The sequence below is a fragment of the Streptomyces sp. NBC_00091 genome, assembly GCF_026343185.1.
GTDB lineage: Bacteria > Actinomycetota > Actinomycetes > Streptomycetales > Streptomycetaceae > Streptomyces.
In genome coordinates this window covers 5590265-5606264 of sequence record NZ_JAPEMA010000001.1, presented here as the reverse complement: position 1 = coordinate 5606264, position 16000 = coordinate 5590265, and the positions used below count along the sequence as shown (strand labels likewise).

Annotated in this window: 17 protein-coding genes; 9 read left to right on the top strand and 8 right to left on the bottom strand. The window is 74.0% G+C overall.

The features are described from left to right. Positions 1–11 precede the first annotated feature (11 nt). The gene (locus tag OOK34_RS25855; protein WP_267036246.1) at positions 12–494 is read left to right on the top strand and encodes an SRPBCC family protein; all 483 of its coding nucleotides are present in this window, start codon (positions 12–14) and stop codon (positions 492–494) included. Positions 495–515: 21 nt separating this feature from the next. Here OOK34_RS25855 and OOK34_RS25850 read toward each other — a convergent pair whose 3' ends face one another. Beyond that, positions 516–1622, bottom strand: a complete 1107-nt coding sequence (locus tag OOK34_RS25850; RefSeq protein WP_267036907.1) for a PLP-dependent cysteine synthase family protein — start codon at positions 1620–1622, stop codon at positions 516–518. A gap of 325 nt (positions 1623–1947) precedes the next feature. On the opposite strand from OOK34_RS25850, the gene OOK34_RS25845 reads away from it, so the two are divergent. Beyond that, on the top strand, positions 1948–2493 hold the full coding sequence (locus tag OOK34_RS25845; RefSeq protein ID WP_267036245.1) for an ATP-binding protein: 546 nt from the start codon (positions 1948–1950) through the stop codon (positions 2491–2493). A gap of 234 nt (positions 2494–2727) precedes the next feature. Here the strand turns inward: OOK34_RS25845 and OOK34_RS25840 are convergent, their stop codons facing one another. Further along, positions 2728–3990 carry an ROK family protein gene (locus tag OOK34_RS25840; protein ID WP_267036244.1) on the bottom strand — a complete coding sequence of 421 codons (1263 nt, stop codon included), beginning with the start codon at positions 3988–3990 and terminating at the stop codon, positions 2728–2730. Between the two features lie 42 nt (positions 3991–4032). Further along, the gene (locus OOK34_RS25835) at positions 4033–4689 is read right to left on the bottom strand and encodes an alpha-ketoglutarate-dependent dioxygenase AlkB (protein WP_267036243.1); all 657 of its coding nucleotides are present in this window, start codon (positions 4687–4689) and stop codon (positions 4033–4035) included. Positions 4690–4725: 36 nt separating this feature from the next. Here OOK34_RS25835 and OOK34_RS25830 point away from each other — a divergent pair, with 36 nt between their 5' ends. The 3 genes from OOK34_RS25830 to OOK34_RS25820 all read left to right on the top strand — a co-directional run bounded on the left by OOK34_RS25830 (position 4726) and on the right by OOK34_RS25820 (position 7213). Then, a complete protein-coding gene (locus OOK34_RS25830; protein WP_267036242.1) occupies positions 4726–5469 on the top strand; it encodes a maleylpyruvate isomerase family mycothiol-dependent enzyme in 744 nt (247 codons plus the stop codon). Positions 5470–5592: 123 nt separating this feature from the next. After that, positions 5593–6777: a GDSL-type esterase/lipase family protein gene (locus OOK34_RS25825; protein ID WP_267036241.1), complete on the top strand. Its 1185-nt coding sequence runs from the start codon at positions 5593–5595 to the stop codon at positions 6775–6777. Positions 6778–6862: 85 nt separating this feature from the next. Then, on the top strand, positions 6863–7213 hold the full coding sequence (locus OOK34_RS25820) for a CU044_2847 family protein (protein ID WP_267036240.1): 351 nt from the start codon (positions 6863–6865) through the stop codon (positions 7211–7213). A gap of 37 nt (positions 7214–7250) precedes the next feature. Here OOK34_RS25820 and OOK34_RS25815 read toward each other — a convergent pair whose 3' ends face one another. Both OOK34_RS25815 and OOK34_RS25810 read right to left on the bottom strand, forming a co-directional pair. After that, the gene (locus OOK34_RS25815) at positions 7251–8240 is read right to left on the bottom strand and encodes a spherulation-specific family 4 protein (protein ID WP_267036239.1); all 990 of its coding nucleotides are present in this window, start codon (positions 8238–8240) and stop codon (positions 7251–7253) included. Between the two features lie 125 nt (positions 8241–8365). Further along, positions 8366–9064, bottom strand: coding sequence for a TetR/AcrR family transcriptional regulator (locus tag OOK34_RS25810; protein ID WP_267036238.1), 699 nt, complete (start codon positions 9062–9064; stop codon positions 8366–8368). Between the two features lie 160 nt (positions 9065–9224). On the opposite strand from OOK34_RS25810, the gene OOK34_RS25805 reads away from it, so the two are divergent. After that, positions 9225–9683, top strand: a complete 459-nt coding sequence (locus OOK34_RS25805) for a nitroreductase/quinone reductase family protein (RefSeq protein WP_267036237.1) — start codon at positions 9225–9227, stop codon at positions 9681–9683. A gap of 45 nt (positions 9684–9728) precedes the next feature. Here the strand turns inward: OOK34_RS25805 and OOK34_RS25800 are convergent, their stop codons facing one another. After that, entirely contained in the window at positions 9729–10955 is a 1227-nt protein-coding gene (locus OOK34_RS25800; protein ID WP_267036906.1) for a geranylgeranyl reductase family protein, read from the bottom strand. A gap of 335 nt (positions 10956–11290) precedes the next feature. Between OOK34_RS25800 and OOK34_RS25795 the strand changes: the two genes are divergently transcribed. Together OOK34_RS25795 and OOK34_RS25790 are read left to right on the top strand one after the other, a co-directional pair. Then, the gene (locus OOK34_RS25795) at positions 11291–12655 is read left to right on the top strand and encodes a dipeptidase (protein ID WP_267036236.1); all 1365 of its coding nucleotides are present in this window, start codon (positions 11291–11293) and stop codon (positions 12653–12655) included. A gap of 109 nt (positions 12656–12764) precedes the next feature. After that, complete coding sequence (locus tag OOK34_RS25790; protein ID WP_267036235.1) at positions 12765–13469, top strand: MBL fold metallo-hydrolase; 705 nt, start codon at positions 12765–12767, stop codon at positions 13467–13469. Between the two features lie 70 nt (positions 13470–13539). On the opposite strand, the gene OOK34_RS25785 is transcribed toward OOK34_RS25790, so the two are convergent. Further along, complete coding sequence (locus OOK34_RS25785) at positions 13540–14577, bottom strand: NUDIX hydrolase (protein ID WP_267036234.1); 1038 nt, start codon at positions 14575–14577, stop codon at positions 13540–13542. A gap of 223 nt (positions 14578–14800) precedes the next feature. Here OOK34_RS25785 and OOK34_RS25780 point away from each other — a divergent pair, with 223 nt between their 5' ends. Further along, positions 14801–15790, top strand: coding sequence for a LacI family DNA-binding transcriptional regulator (locus OOK34_RS25780; RefSeq protein ID WP_267036905.1), 990 nt, complete (start codon positions 14801–14803; stop codon positions 15788–15790). On the opposite strand, the gene OOK34_RS25775 is transcribed toward OOK34_RS25780, so the two are convergent. Next, entirely contained in the window at positions 15780–15974 is a 195-nt protein-coding gene (locus tag OOK34_RS25775; RefSeq protein ID WP_267036233.1) for a hypothetical protein, read from the bottom strand. The two genes, OOK34_RS25780 and OOK34_RS25775, sit on opposite strands and share 11 nt — an antisense overlap. Positions 15975–16000 lie beyond the last annotated feature (26 nt).

The following is a 16000-nucleotide window of genomic DNA, read 5'->3' as shown; positions in this document are numbered from 1 at the left end:
GGGGTACCGCCATGGCCCGCCGACTCCGTCCCGTGGAGCTGGACTTCATCGACGAGGCCCCGGTCCGCCTGGCCTTCACGGCCCGGGCCGCGGCCTCGCCCGCAGCCGTGTACCGGGCGCTCGCGGAGGAGGTGACGGGCTGGCCGGCCTGGTTCCGGGCGGTCACGCTGGCCCGGCCGACCCGGGGCGGCGCGGGCCGGGAGATCGGGCTGCTGGGCGGGGTCCGCTTCCAGGAGACGGTGGTGGCCGCCGACCCCGGGCTGCGCTACGCCTACCGGGTCGACGAGACCAACGTGCCCGGCGTACGGGCCCTGTTGGAGGAGTGGCTGCTGACCCCGGACGGGAGCGGCACCGTCGTCCGCTGGACCTTCGCGGCCGACGGCCCGGCGCCCTTCCGGCTGGCGCTGACCGCGGCCCGCCCGGGCCTCGGCCAGTCCTTCCGTACGGCGGTGCGCACCCTGGACGCCCGGCTGGCGGCCCGGACCGGCAGCTGACCCGCGGCCGGCAGCCGGGGCTCAGGCCTCGGGCTCGCGCCAGTCCCCGGTCTCCAGCAGGGTCTGGATCGTCTTCGCGTACGGAGCGATGTCGAGGCCCTGGGCCGCCAGCCACTCGTCCGAGTAGTACTTGTCGAGGTAGCGGTCACCCGGGTCGCACAGCAGGGTCACGACGCTGCCCTTACGGCCCTCCGCCACCATCTCGGAGATGATCTTCAGGGCACTCCACAGTCCGGTGCCGGTGGAGCCACCGGCCTTGCGCCCTATGGCCTGTTCGAGGGCGCGGCAGGCGGCGACGGAGGCCGCGTCCGGCACCTTCATCATGCGGTCGATGGCGCCCGGCACGAAGCTCGGCTCCATCCGGGGCCGGCCGATGCCCTCGATGCGCGAGCCGCAGTCGCTGCTCGCGTGCGGGTCGTTGTTGGTCCACCCGTCGAAGAAACAGGAGTTCTCCGGGTCCGGGACGCAGATGCGGGTGTCGTGCTGCATGTAGTGCACGTAGCGCGCGATGGTCGCGGAGGTGCCGCCGGTGCCGGCCGTCGCCACGATCCACGCGGGCTCGGGGTACCGCTCCAGGCGCAGCTGCTGGTACATCGACTCGGCGATGTTGTTGTTGCCGCGCCAGTCGGTGGCGCGCTCGGCGTAGGTGAACTGGTCCATGTAGTGGCCGCCGGTGCGGGCGGCCAGCTCGGCCGACTCCTCGTACATCTTCATCGAGTCGTCGACGAAGTGGCATTCGCCGCCGTGGAATTCGATGAGCCGGCACTTCTCCGGGCTGGTGGTCTTCGGCATGACCGCGATGAAGGGGACGCCGATCAGCTTGGCGAAGTAGGCCTCGGAGACCGCCGTGGAGCCGCTGGAGGCCTCGATCACCGGACGGCCGGGGCGGATCCATCCGTTGCAGAGCGCGTACAGGAACAGCGAGCGGGCGAGGCGGTGCTTCAGCGAGCCCGTCGGGTGCGTGGACTCGTCCTTCAGGTACAGGTCGATGCCCCACGCCTCGGGCAGCGGGAAGCGCAGCAGGTGGGTGTCGGCGGAGCGGTTGGCGTCCGCCTGGACCTTGCGCACGGCCTCCTTGAGCCAGGCGCGGTAGTCGGCGTCGCTGTGGTCGACGTCGACGGTCCTCATGACCGCGCCGCCGGCCGCGCTCCCGGCCGTGCTGCCGGCCGTGCTCCCGGCGGTGGCCGGGGCCGTGTTCGAGGCGGTGCTCGCGGCCGTCGTACCGGTGGTACCGGTGGTGCTCATGCGCCTTGCTCCTTTGTCGGTTCCAGGGCCCCCTCCTTTCGAAATGTACCCCCCTCACCTGCGCAAATGATTACTTTGGGTTTCTATGCGGATCGCTTTCGGTCGCAACCTGCGGCGTTCGGTTGCAAGCGGGGCCACCGTGGGTGACCCTGGTGATGCGTCACCGAGGGTGCAGCACCCGTAACAATGATGTCGGGGAGTCGCAGCCGTGATCAGTCATTCCCGCAGGCACTGCGTCGTGGAACTGCAGGCCTTGCCAGCGCGGATCGGTCAGGTCCGCAGGATCATCTCCGCGCAGCTGCGCCACTGGCAGCTCGACCCGCTCATAGACCGGGCTGCGCTCGGCGTGACGGAGCTGCTCAGCAACGTCCACCGCCATGCGCAGCCGGACAAGGTGTGCACGGTCGAGATCGAACTCCGCCTCGGGCGGCTGACCGTCTCCGTCCACGACAGCGATCCACGGCTGCCCGTGCGGCGGGAGGCCGGTGACCTGGAGACCTGCGGGCGCGGACTCGCGCTCGTCGAGGCGGTCAGCGAGGCCTGGGGGGCGCGGCACCGGCCGGACGGCCCCGGCAAGGTGGTGTGGTTCTCCATGCGGGCCGCCCCCGCCCCGGCGGCGCCGGCGCGTACGGTCCGTATCGGCGCGAAGAAGACCGTACGGGAGCCCGCGCGCCCGGCGCTCGTCGCCGTGGACGCACAGGCCGTCGTGACCGGCGTGCCGGCATCGGTCACGGCCGGTGCCAGGCCCGGCTGACGCCCCCGAGGGGGGGGTACCACCCGGGCCGGCGGCCAGGGCGGCTAGGGGGTGTCTTGTGGGTCAGGCCGGATCAGGGAGCGGTGTCTGGTGCCGTGCATCGCAAGGCCGAGGAGGGAGTCAACGCGGTGGGGGCACCTCCCAGCGGTAGCTGGGGGACGTCGGCGACCGACGAGAACGCGGCGAGGCGCGGTGCCAGGCGCCGCGAGCCCGGCCTGACCCACAAGACACCCCCTAGGCCGCCGCGCCCAGCGTCCCCAGCGGATCGTCCAGTACGGGCTGCCACGCCAGCTCCGCCGCCCCGACCAGGCTGTTGTGGTCGAGGGTGCACGGCAGGATCGGAACGCCCCCGCTGCGCCCCCACAGGCTGCGGTCGGCGACCACCGCGCGCAGCCGCTCCGGGTCGGCGTACAGCAGCTCCCGGTGCAGTCCGCCGAGGATGATCCGGTCCGGGTTCAGGATGTTCACCAGGCCCGCGAGCCCCAGCCCGAGCCGGTCGATCAGCTCCTCGGCGGCCGCCCGGACCGACGGCTGCGCGTACTCGGTGCGCAGCAGGTCACGGGCCTGCGCCAGCAGCGACACCTCGGGGCCGGGCGTACGGCCCGCCGCGGTGAGGAAGGCCAGCGGATCGGCCTCCACGTCCAGGCAGCCGCGGCTGCCGCAGTGGCAGGGCCGCCCCTCCGGGTTCACGGTGAGGTGGCCGACCTCCAGGGCCAGGCCGGCGCTCCCGCTGTGGAGCCGGCCGTCGAGCACCAGCGCCCCGCCCACCCCCCGGTGCCCGGTGGCCACGCACAGCAGGTGCTGGGCGCTGCGGCCCGCGCCGTGGCGGTGCTCGGCGAGCGCGGCGAGGTTGACGTCGTTGCCGGTCAGGGCCGGTCCGTCGATGCCGGCCGCCTTCACGCACTGCGCGAAGATGGCCCGTACGGGAGAACCGGCCGGCCAGGCCAGGTGCAGCGGGTTGAGGGCGGTCCCCTCGGGCTCGGCCACCGCCGAGGGCACCGCGAGGCCCGCGCCGACACAGCGCCGCCCCGACGCGGCGAGCAGCTCGGCGCCCGCCTCGACGACCGCGCCGAGCACCTGCGCGGGGTCGGCGGAGACGGTGACCTTGCCGGGCGAGGTGGCCACGATCCGCCCGCCGAGGCCGACCAGCGCCGCCCGGAACCCGTCCGGGTGCACCTGCGCGGCCAGCGCCACGGGGCCGTTCTCGTCCACAGCCAGCCGGTGCGAGGGGCGGCCCTGGGTTCCGGCGGCGCCGCCGGGGCGGGAGTCGACGCGGATCAGGCCGAGCGCCTCCAGCTCGGCGGCGACGGCTCCGGCGGTGGCGCGGGTGACGCCGAGCTCGGCCGTCAGGACCGCCCGGGTCGGGGCCCGGCCGGTGTGGACGAGCTCCAGCGCCGGGCCCAGTGCGCCGCGACCGCGCTCCAGCTTGGTCCTCGCCGCCGCTGCGGACGCCGTGCTCGCGCCCCCCGCCCCCAGCGGGGCCCCGTTGCCGTTCATGAAGGGATCCTCGCATGATCGGGGGGTACCGGATGCCCCCGCCTACGGGCCGAGGCCGCCGACGCGCAGGGTGATGTTCAGCCGCCCCGTCAGGCCCAGCCCGGGCGGGGCGGTGCCGGGCAGGACCTTCGGCACCCCGTGGTAGGCGAGCCGGCTCGGGCCGCCGAAGACGAACAGGTCCCCGCTGCGCAGCTCCACGTCCCGGTACGGGCGCCCGCGCGAGGCGGTGTTGCCGAAGCGGAAGAGGCAGGAATCACCGAGGCTGAGCGAGACCACCGGAGCCCCGGAGCGCTCCTCGGCGTCGCGGTGCATGCCCATGCGGGAGTCCCCGTCGTAGAAGTTCACCAGGGCGATGTCGTAGGCCTCCGCGGGCGGCGGGGGCTCGCCGTAGGCGGCGGTGACGGCCTGCCGTCCCAGCTCGGCGAGCCACGCGGGCATCGGCTTGACCGGCGCCCCGTCCCCGTCGACGGCGGTGCGCGCGTAGGCGTACGGGTACCAGTGCAGCCCCAGGCACACCTGGCGGGCGGTCATCGTGCCGCCCCCGGGGGTGCGTACGGTGCGCAGTCCGGCGGGCGGCAGCGCCCAGCGGCGGCAGGCGTCGAGCAGCTCCCGCTGGCGCCGCGCCCCGAGCCAGTCGGGCAGGTGAACGGCGCCGGGTGCGATCTCGGTCCGCTCGCGCGGGAAGAGTTCCCCGTCCACGCTTCCATTGTCGGGGGCTGCTGGCAGACTCGCGGCATGAAGATCACCGAATACGTGGAGATCCTGGCGCGTGAGGGCGAGCTGCTCGCCGACGCGGCAGAACAGGCGGGTACGGACACCGTGGTGCCGAGCTGTCCCGAGTGGCGGGTCTCCGACCTGCTGCGGCACACCGGGTCGGTGCACCGCTGGGCGGCCGGATACGTGCGGGACGGCCTGCTGGAGCGCGCGCCGTTCCCGGAGCCGCCGGAACTGGCCGGGGCGGAGCTGCTGTCCTGGTTCCGGGAGGGGCACGCGGAGCTGGTCCGTACCCTGACCGAGGCTCCGGCCGAGGTGGTGTGCTGGACCTTCCTGCCGACGGCTCCGCCGTCGGCGCTGGCGTTCTGGGCGCGGCGCCAGGCGCACGAGACGACCGTCCACCGTTTCGACGCCGAGGCCGCGCGGGGGGTCGCCTTCTCGCCGGTGGCCCCGGAGTTCGCGGAGGACGGGGTGGACGAGCTGCTGAGCGGCTTCCACGCCAGGCCGAGCAGCCGGGTACGTACCGAGGAGCCCCGGGTGCTGCGGATCCGGGCGGCGGACACGGGCGCGGTGTGGACGGTGCGCCTGTCGAAGGAGCCGGCCGTCACCGTGCGGGGCGACACCGGTGAGGAGGTGCACTGCTCGGTGGCCGGGGAGGCGTCGTGGCTGTACGCGGCCCTGTGGAACCGGCTCCCGCTGGCCGGTCCGGGGGTGCGCGGAGACACGTCGCTGGCGCGGCTGTGGCAGGAGACGGCGGGCATCTGACGGCGGGCATCTGACGCCGGCCGCGGCCGGGTCGGGGCAGGGCGGGGCCGGGGCGGGCGCGGCAGGGCGGGCGCCGGGGCAAATCCGCGTGCGGACCGGCGGGCCGCTTGGCAGGGTGGCCCCATGACCTCCCCCGATCTGATCACCACCCCGGTGGAAGAGCGCTTCCTGCGCGGCGCCCTGGAGGTGGAGCGCACCGCGCGCGGGGTGCTCCCGCACCGGCTGCCCGCCCGGGCCCGCGCACAGTGCCCCGACGGGCAGCTGGCCATGGCGGAGGCCCAGCCCTCCGGGGTACGGCTGGTGTTCCGCACCCGGGCCACCACCGTCGAGCTGGACGCGCTGCGCACCAAGATGGCCTACCGGGGCGCCCCGCCGCGCCCCGACGGCGTGTACGACCTGCACGTCGACGGCCGGCTGACCGGGCGGGCCGGGGTGAGCGACGGCAACGTCCTGCTGGTGGACATGGCCACCGGGTCGGCCGAGACCCTCCCGGGCCCGGTCGGCACGGTCCGCTTCGCCGGTCTGCCCGACGGCGTCAAGGACATCGAGATCTGGCTGCCGCACAACGAGGTCACCGAACTGGTGGCCCTGCGCACCGACGCCCCCGTCGAGCCCTCCCCGGACCGGGGCCGCAGGGTGTGGCTGCACCACGGCAGTTCGATCAGCCACGGCTCCGACGCCGCGAGCCCCAGCACGACCTGGCCGGCGCTGGCCGCCGCCCGGGGCGGGGTGGAACTGGTCAACCTGGGCCTGAGCGGCAGCGCCCTGCTCGACCCGTTCACCGCGCGCGCCTTGCGCGACACCCCGGCGGACCTGATCAGCGTCAAGATCGGCATCAACCTCGTCAACCACGACGTGATGCGCCTGCGCGCCTTCGTCCCCGCGGTCCACGGCTTCCTCGACACCGTCCGCGAGGGCCACCCCGACACCCCGCTGCTGGTCGTCTCGCCCATCCTGTGCCCCATCCACGAGGACACCCCGGGCCCCAGCGCCCCGGACTTCAGCGAACTCGGCGAGGGGAGGCTCCGGTTCAGGGCCGCGGGCGACCCGGCGGAACGGGCCGCCGGAAAGCTGACCCTCAAGGTCGTCCGGGAGGAACTGGCCCGCATCGTGAGCCGGCGCGCCGCCGACGACCCGAACCTGCACCACCTCGACGGCCTCGGCCTCTACGGCGAGGCCGACTTCGCCGAACTCCCCCTCCCCGACGCCCTCCACCCGGCCCCCGCCACCCACCACCTCATCGCCGACCGCTTCGCCGACCGCGCCTTCGCCGAGGGCGGCCCCTTCGCCGCCCGCCGGGAGCCCTGAAGCCCTCATCCGTACGGCCCACCACGCGTGCGGCACGCACCGGTCTCAACGACGCTCGAGGGGGCGGGCCGACCGAGGAGGAGCCGTGACGCAACTGGCCAGGATTCCCTTGGCGGGCGGGGGCTCCCTCCTCGTCGAGGCTCCGGCCGCCGCGGCGCAGGGGCCGGTGAAGGCGGGCCGCATCAGCGACGCCGTCCACGAGCTGCCCCAGACCCTCCAGGACGCCCTGGGCTCGGTCACCGAGGCGGCGCGCGCCACGCTCGACCAGCTGCGCAAGGCCGGCCCCGACGGGATCACCTTCGAGTTCGGTGTCGACCTCGCGGTCGAGGCCGGGGCCGTGATCACCAAGAGCAGCGCCAACTGTCACCTGAAGGTGACCATGATGTGGAAGAAGGACGCCCCCGGCCGTCCCGGCGCGGACGAGCGGCCGGGGTGATCCCGTCGGGGAACGGTCGGCGTAGCCGCCGGGCGGGTCAGCCGGCGGTGTCCGCCCCGCCCAGGGTGGCGGCGTAGCCGGTCTGGGGACGGTACTTCCAGGCGGGGCTGGTGTTCCAGGGGTTGGGCATGGTCGCGCTCGTCGCGTAGGCGTATCCGGCGCCGCGGTCGAAGGCGGTGCGGAGGGTCGTGCGCATCGCGGTGGTGTCCGGGACCTCGTGGACGAGGTGCCAGAACGCGGTGCCGCTCGGGTCGAGTTCGGTGCCCGGGCGGTAGCCGCCGAGGGCGTCGAAGACGTTCCCGCCGGGCCAGCCGCCGCCGGTGTACGCCGCGTGGGTGTCCTCGTACGTGACGAAGACGTCGGCCGTGCGGTGGCCCGGCTCGAGGTAGCAGTCGGCGATGGCGGTGCCGGGGTTGTTCACGACGAGGTCGGCCACGTCCGGGTCGGCGGCGTGCAGGACGTCCTGGACGTAGCGGCGCAGTTCGGCGTAGCGGTCGCGGGTGGCGTTGGCGGGGCCGCAGTCGCGGCTGACAACGTCGAAGAAGATGCCGTCGACGTGGAGCCGGCCGTCGGGCGTCTTCAGGTAGTTGTCCACGGAGGCCTTGACGGCCGCGAGGTCCCGGTTGCCGTGGTCGGTGTGGACGTAGCCGAGGACCTTGGTCTTCTCGCCGGTGGCGGTGGTGCCGGAGCGCAGGGCGTCCGCGCGGGCGCGCCAGGGGCGGTCGAAGGGGGCGTCGCCGTTGCCGGGGTTGAGGACGACCACGGAGGCGGCGGGGGTGGTGGCGGTGAGCGCGGCCAGCATCGGGTCGTCGGCCCAGACGTAGGCGGGGACGCCGATCTCCAGGCCGCGCACGCCGGGTATCCGCGGGGTCGGCGTCACCGTGGGCGTCCCGGCCGGTCTCTCGGCCGGTTTCTCGGCCGGTTTCTCGGCCGGTCTCGCCGAGGCGGGTACGGCAGGGGCCGGGGCGGCGAGCAGCCCGATCAGGGCGACGGCGTACAGGGCCTTGAGTGCGCGGGCGGGGGCCACGGCTGTTCCTCCGGCTGCGGCAGGGGCGGGGACCCGAGGAACACTAGACGCGCGGAAACTCGGTGAAAGCCGAACCACTCATATTGGTATGAGGAACAGACAAGCGACGCGTCACCGCGCCCCGTTCACGCGGCGGGCAGTCCCACCCCGTGCGCCAGCTGCCCCGCGGCGTGCGCGAAGAAGGCTTCCCGTTCCTCGACCACCCGGTTGAACTGGCCGAACAGCTCGAAGGAGACGAGGCCGACGAGCTGCGCGCAGGCGGCGACCAGGGCGGCCGTCACCTCGGGGGGCAGGCCTTCGGCGAAGTCCGCGGTCATCCGGAGGGCTTCGGTGCGCAGGGCGGCGGGCAGGGGCGGCAGGGCGAGGCCGCTGCCCTCGTAGGCGGCGCGGACGATGCCGATGAGGACGTTGGCCACGCGGGAGGCGGGGCCGACCGTGTCGAGGGGGGCGGTGTAGCCGGGGACCGGCGAGCCGTAGATGAGGGCGTACTCGTGCGGGTGCGCCAGGGCCCAGGCGCGGACGGCCTCGCAGACCGCGATCCAGCGGGCGCGGGGCGGGGCGCCGGCGGCGAGGGCGGTCGCCTCCGCGTTCTCGGCGGCGGCGCCGAGGCTGTCGTAGGCGTCGATGATCAGCGCGGTGAGCAGCTCGTCACGGCTGGGGAAGTAGCGGTAGAGGGCGGAGGAGACCATGCCCAGTTCGCGGGCGACGGCGCGCAGCGAGAGTTTGGCGGCGCCCTCGGCCGCGAGCCTGCGGCGCGCCTCGTCCTTGATGGCGGCGGTGACCTCGATGCGGGCCCGTTCCCTGGCCCCTCGCACGGTGCTCATGCGGCTCAGTGTGCCATGCGGCTGGAGCACTGCCCAAAAATCGGAGCTGCGCTCACATTCGAGAGCACTGCTCTTGTTTTGGCGCACCGATCCGTGCACACTGATCTCAAGCGAGAGCAGTGCTCTCGAATTGCCGATCCGCAGCATCCCGGAGGTCACCATGAACGCGCCCGCCCCCTACTACGTCCAGGCCGGCCCCTTCGCCGTCCGCCTCAACGCCCTGTTCGGCAAGCTGGCCCGCCTCGGCGTCAGCCTGGCCGGTACCGCCGAGCTGTCGGTGCGCGGCCGTACCTCCGGCCAGATGCAGCGCATCCCCGTCAACCCGCACACCCATGAGGACGCCCAGTACCTCGTCTCGGCCCGCGGCCACTCCCAGTGGGTCCGCAACATGCGCGTGGCGGGCGGCGGCGAGCTGCGCGTGGGGCGCAAGGTCCGCACCTTCACCGTCGTGGAGCTGACCGACCCGGCGCAGAAGGCGGCCGTACTGCGCACCTACCTGGAGAAGTGGGGCTGGGAGGTCAACCGCTTCTTCCAGGGCGTCACCGCGAAGTCCACGGACGCCGAACTCCGGGCGGCCGCCGCGGACCACCCGGTCTTCCGCCTCACGGTGTCCCGCTGATCCGGCCGGCCCCACAGGGGCCCGGCCGGAATCCGCCGGACACCCCTAGCCCCGGCCGCTCCGCGCCTGGCGGGCGTCCAGCAGGTGCAGCGCCTTGCGGGCCAGCGGGTACGTGCGGACCATGTCGGCCAGCGTCATCGAGCCGCGCGTGATGCGGGCGAAGGCCAGCCAGGCGGGCCGCAGGCCCGTGATCGCCGCGTGAATCATCCCCGGACGGGACTCGAAGACGGTCAGCATCCGCTTGCCGACGCCCATTTCCACACCCAGCCCGGCCTTGACCGCGAAGGCGTAGTTGAGCGCCTGACGGCGCGCGTCCACCGCGTCCTGCGCCTCGGAGATCTTGACCGCCCACTCCCCCGCGAGCCGTCCCGAGCGCAGCGCGAAGGAGATGCCCTCCCGGGTCCACGGCTCCAGCAGTCCGGCCGCGTCACCCGCCACCAGCACCCGGCCGCGCGAAAGCGGCGAACCGGGCTTGCGGCAGCGCGTCAGATGTCCAGAGGAGACGGCCGGTTCGAAGCCGGCCAGGCCCAGCCGGGCGATGAAGTCGTCGAGGTACCGCTTGGTCGCGGCGCCCTCGCCCTTCGCCGAGATGACCCCGACGGTGAGGGTGTCGCCCTTGGGGAAGACCCAGCCGTAACTGCCGGGCAGCGGCCCCCAGTCGATCAGGACGCGCCCCTTCCAGTCCTCGGCCACCGTCGGCGGGACCGGGATCTCCGCCTCCAGGCCGAGGTCGACCTGGTCCATCTCCACCCCGACGTGGGCGCCGATCCGGCTGGCGCTGCCGTCGGCGCCGACCACGGCCCGGGCCAGCACGGTCTCGCCGTCCGCGAGCACGACGGCGACCGTACGCCGGTCGGGCACGGCCGCGCCGTGCTGCTCGACACGGGCCACGGCCGTGCCCGTACGGAGGGTCGCGCCGGCCTTCTCGGCCTCGGCGACCAGCGCCGCGTCGAACTCGGGCCGGTTGATGAGCCCGAACAGCATGTTCTTCGAGCGCCGGGTGCGGGTCAGCTTCCCGTTCAGGGAGAAGGTGACCGCGTGGATCCGGTCCTTGAAGGGCAGGACGAAGCCCGGGGGCAGGGCGTCGCGCGAGGGGCCGATGATGCCGCCGCCGCAGGTCTTGTACCGGGGCAGCTCGGCCTTCTCCAGCAGCAGGACGCGCCGCCCCGCGGTCGCCGCCGCGTGGGCCGCCGACGCGCCGGCCGGTCCGGCGCCGACCACGACGACGTCCCACACCTCGCCGGCGGCGCCGGTGGCCTCTCCGGCCGCCACCTCTTCGAGCGCCGCCTCCCCTTCGAGAGGCGCCTCCCCTTCGGCCGGCCCCTCGACCGCGCCCGCCGCGGTCTCCTCGGCCCCGCCCCCGGCCTGCCCGGCCGGCGTCGCCCCGTCCGCCCCCCGAGCGGTCTGCCCTGCGCTTGCGCCGTTCACGTCGTCGTCGCTGCTCACGATGTGCTGCTGCTCCTGATCACCCGGTTGCTCCGATGCCGTGGAAATCCTACGGCGAGCGGCCGCCTCGTCCCTCTGTGCGAGGATCGTGACTGTCTTTCGCCTTGTACGTGCCGTACCCCGGCACTGACAACAACGTCGCACCCACGAGGAGCGTGCCCATGTCCCAGAATCCGATCGCCGAGACCATCGCCTCGCTGATGCCCCGCGCCAAGACGGAGCTGACCGAGCTGGTGGCCTTCCAGTCGGTCGCGGACTGGGCGCAGTTCCCGCAGAGCGAGAGCCAGGCCGCCGCGAACTGGGTGGCCGACGCCCTGCGCACCGAGGGCTTCCAGGACGTGGAGCTGCTCGACACCCCGGACGGCACCCAGTCGGTGTACGGGTTCCTGCCCGGTCCCGAGGGTGCCCCGACCGTGCTGCTGTACGCGCACTACGACGTGCAGCCGCCGCTGGACGACTCCGCCTGGATCTCCCCCGCCTTCGAGCTGACCGAGCGCGACGGCCGCTGGTACGGGCGCGGGGCCGCCGACTGCAAGGGCGGCTTCATCATGCACCTGCTGGCGCTGCGCGCGCTGAAGGCCAACGGCGGGGTGCCGGTGAGCGTGAAGGTGATCGTCGAGGGCTCGGAGGAGCAGGGCACCGGCGGCCTCCAGCAGTACGCCGAGGCGCACCCCGAGCTGCTGACCGCCGACACCATCGTCATCGGCGACGCCGGCAACTTCCGCCTCGGCCTGCCGACGGTCACGGCGACCCTGCGCGGGATGACCCTGGTCAAGGTCAAGATCGACACGCTGGGCGGGAACCTGCACTCCGGCATGTTCGGCGGCGTCGCCCCGGACGCGCTCGCCGCGCTGATCCGCCTGCTGGACTCGCTGCGCTCCGAGGACGGTTCGACGACCGTGGACGGTCTGGCCTCGGACGCCGTGTGGGAGGGCCTGCAGTACCCGGAGGCGGACTTCCGCTCAGACGCCAAGGTGCTGGACGGGGTCGAGCTGATCGGTGAGGGCTCCATCGCGGACCGGCTGTGGGCCCGTCCCGCCGTCACCGTGCTCGGCATCGACTGCCCGCCGGTGGTCGGCGCGACCCCCTCGGTGCACGCGAGCGCGGGTGCGCTGATCAGCCTGCGCGTGCCGCCGGGTGTGGACACCGCCGCGGCCATCAAGCTGCTGGAGGCGCACCTGGTGGCGCACACCCCCTGGAAGGCGCGCGTGGAGCTCGAGGTCGTGGGCCAGGGCCAGCCCTTCCAGGCGGACACGAGCAGCCCGGCGTACGCGTCGATGGCGGCGGCCCTGCGGGAGGCGTACGACGGCCAGGAGATGCAGATCAGCGGCATGGGCGGGTCGATCCCGCTGTGCAACACGCTGACCTCTCTGTACCCGGAGGCGGAGATGCTGCTGATCGGGCTGAGCGAGCCGGAGGCGCAGATCCACGCGGTGAACGAGAGCGTGTCCCCCGAGGAGCTGGAGCGGCTGTCGGTCGCCGAGGCCCTCTTCCTGGTGAACTACGCGGAGTCCAAGAGCATTTGACGGCCTGTGGGCCGCGTGTTGTACGCCCAGGGCGCAGTGCGCCCTGGGCGTACTCCGCTCCCGGCGAAGTCGCGTGCGAACGGCGGTTACGGGTGCGTACGTTCACCGTATGGATCTTGTAGAAGTACTCCCCGACCGGCTCCACATGCTGCGCTTCCCCGTCGGCCAGGCCTACCTCTGGCAGGACGGCGGGGCCCTCACCCTGATCGACGCCGGCCATGCCGGCTCCGCCGCCGAGATCGAGGGGGCGATACGTTCCCTCGGGCTGGAGCCCGAGCGGCTGGAGCGGATCGTGCTCACGCACTGCCACGGCGACCACGTCGGCGCGGCCGGTGAACTGGCGCTCCGCTGGGGCGCGCAGGTGCTGGCGCACCGGCTGGACGCCCCGGTGGTCCGCGGCGACCTGCCGGTCCCCGAGCCGGTGCTGCTGGACTGGGAACTCCCGCTGTACACACACGCCCTGACGGTCGTCCCGCAGGCCCCGCCGACCCGGGTCGACCGGGAGCTGGAGGACGGCGAGGTGCTGCCGTTCGGCGACGGGGCGGTGGTGGTCCACGCCCCGGGGCACACTCCGGGCAGCATCGGCGTGCACCTTCCCCGGCACGGGGTCCTCTTCACGGGGGACAGCGTGGCGGGGGTGGGCCAGGTGATGCTGGGCGTCTTCAACGTCGACCGCGAGCAGGCCGTCGCCTCGTTCCGCCGACTGGCCGCGCTGGCCCCGGCCGTGGCCTGCTTCGGCCACGGCGACCCCTGGACGACCGACACGGCGACGGCACTCCGCGAGGCGGCGGAGGCCGTCCCGGCGAGCGCCTGACACCGCGCTCACGGCGGGCGCGGTACGCCGCCTCTCGGTCCGGCCGACGCGATGCCGCCCCGCCCCGCGCTCACGGGGTGGGGCGGCCCGCCTCCAGGTAGAGGGGGCGGCCGCGTTCGCGGGCGCGCAGGGCCCAGCGGAGCCGTTCGTAGCGCTGCGGCGGCAGCAGCCCGGCGGCCTCCTGCTCCGTGACGAAGCGCCAGGCCCGCAGTTCGGGGCCGGGCAGCCGCAGGCGCGCGGTCTCCGGCTCCGACAGCCGCCCGCCGTCGAACAGCAGCCGCAGCCCCCCGTACGCCGGGGAGCAGGGCGGTTCCCAGTCGACCACCAGCAGCTCCGGGACCTGCTCCAGGGTCAGGCCCAGCTCCTCCGCGACCTCCCGTACGCCCGCGCGGGCCGGCGCCTCGCCCGCCTCGACCACGCCGCCCGGGAACTCCCAGCCCGGCTTGTACGTCGGATCCACGAGGAGTACCCGGTCCCGGTCGTCGAAGAGCAGCACCCCCGCCGCCACCGTCTCGCGCGTCGGCTCCGGGGTCTGCACGATGTCGCAGACCGTCGCCGCGTCGGTCCGTACGGCCTCGGCGATCCGCTGCGCCGTCTCCCGTACCGTCAGCCGCCCGTTGTCGATGACGTGCGCGTCGGCGGTCAGCCACCCCAGCGCCTGCTGGTAGGCGGGGATGTGGTCGTACGCCCACTGGCGGACCCGTACGTCCACCACCTCCGGCGCCCCCGGCTCCTGCCGGGTCGCGATGCGCTCGCGAAGGATCGTTTCCTCCGGGGCGAGCAGTACGTGCCGCACCGGGATCCGGCGCGCCGCGAGAGCGCCGAAGATCTCGTCGCGGTACTCCTGGCGCAGCAGCGTCATCGGGACGACCAGCACCCCGCCCAGCTCCGCCAGCATCGCGGCCGCCGTGTCCACGACGAGCCGCCGCCAGCTCGGCAGGTCCTGGTAGTCGTCGACCTCCGCGAGGCGTTTGGCGGGCAGGAGCCGGCGCAGCGCGTCGCCTGTGAGCTCCGGGTCGTACAGGCTGCTGTCCGGAAGGAGTCCGGCCAGTTCGCGGGCCGTGCTGGTCTTCCCGGCACCGAAAGTGCCGTTGATCCAGACAATCACGTCTACCCCTCTCCCATTGGCTCGCCTCCGAAGCCCCCAGTGGCTTGCCCGCCCCACCCTGCCACGGAAACCCGCTCACCGGCCAAGTGCTTATGCTCAAGGTCGGAGCCGAGATCACAGCCGAGTTCGGAGCCCTTCCGCGCCACCCGCCACCTCCGGAGGTTTCCCCGCCGTGCCGCAGACCCGCCGCCCGTCCGAGCCCCGCTACGGCAACCGGCCGACCATGAAGGACGTGGCGGCCCAGGCGGGTGTCGGCCTGAAGACGGTGTCGCGGGTCGTCAACGGCGAGCCGGGGGTGACCCCCGACACCGAGCGGCGGGTGCAGGAGGCCATCGAGGCGCTCGGTTTCCGGCGCAACGACAGCGCCCGGGTCCTGCGCAAGGGCCGTACCGCCACCGTGGGCCTGGTCCTCGAGGACCTGGCCGACCCCTTCTACGGTCCGCTCAACCGGGCCGTGGAGGAGGTGGCCCGCACCCACGGGGCCCTGCTCATCAACGGTTCCAGCGCCGAGGACCCGGACCGCGAGCGGGAGTTGGCGCTCGCGCTGTGTGCCCGCCGGGTGGACGGGCTGATCGTGATCCCCGCCGGGGACGACCACCGCTACCTGGAGCCGGAGATCCGGGCGGGGGTGGCCACCGTGTTCGTGGACCGTCCGGCCGGCGGGATCGAGGCGGACGTGGTCCTGTCGGACAGCTTCGGCGGCGCCCGGGACGGGGTGGCGCACCTGATCGCGGCCGGGCACCGGCGGATCGGCTTCATCGGCGACCACCCCCGCATCCACACCGCCACGGAACGCCTGCGCGGCTACCGGGAGGCGATGGAGCGGGCGGGCCTGCCGGTCGCCGAGGCCTGGGTGTCCCTCGGCTCGACGGCTCCGGAGCGGGTGGCGGGGGCGGCCCGCGCGATGCTGGCGGGCCCGGAGCCGGTCACCGCCTTCTTCGCCGGCAACAACCGGGTCACCGTCACCGTCGTACGGGTCCTCGCGGCCCTGCCCCGGCCGGTGGCGCTGGTCGGCTTCGACGACTTCGAGCTGGCCGACCTGCTGCGGCCGGGCGTCACGGTGGTCGCGCAGGACGCGGCGGCCCTGGGCCGGGTGGCCACCGACCGGCTCTTCCAGCGCCTGGCGGGCGCCACCCTGCCCCCGTCCCGCATCGAACTCCCCACCCGCCTCATCCCCCGCGGCTCGGGCGAACTCCCGCCGGTCAGCGGATGAGCGTCCGCAGCACCGGCACGGCCCCGCCGGCCGCTCCGAGCCCGGCCAGCACGGCGAGCGGGACGGGCACCCCGCCGAGGTAGCTCAGCCCGCCGGCGACGAAGCCGGTGAGCAGGGCGCCGAGCAGTACGACGGCGGCGTGCAGGGTCAGGAGGGGCGGATCGGTGTCCGGGGGTGTGGTCATGCCCCGATTTTCAGCGCGCCCAGCCT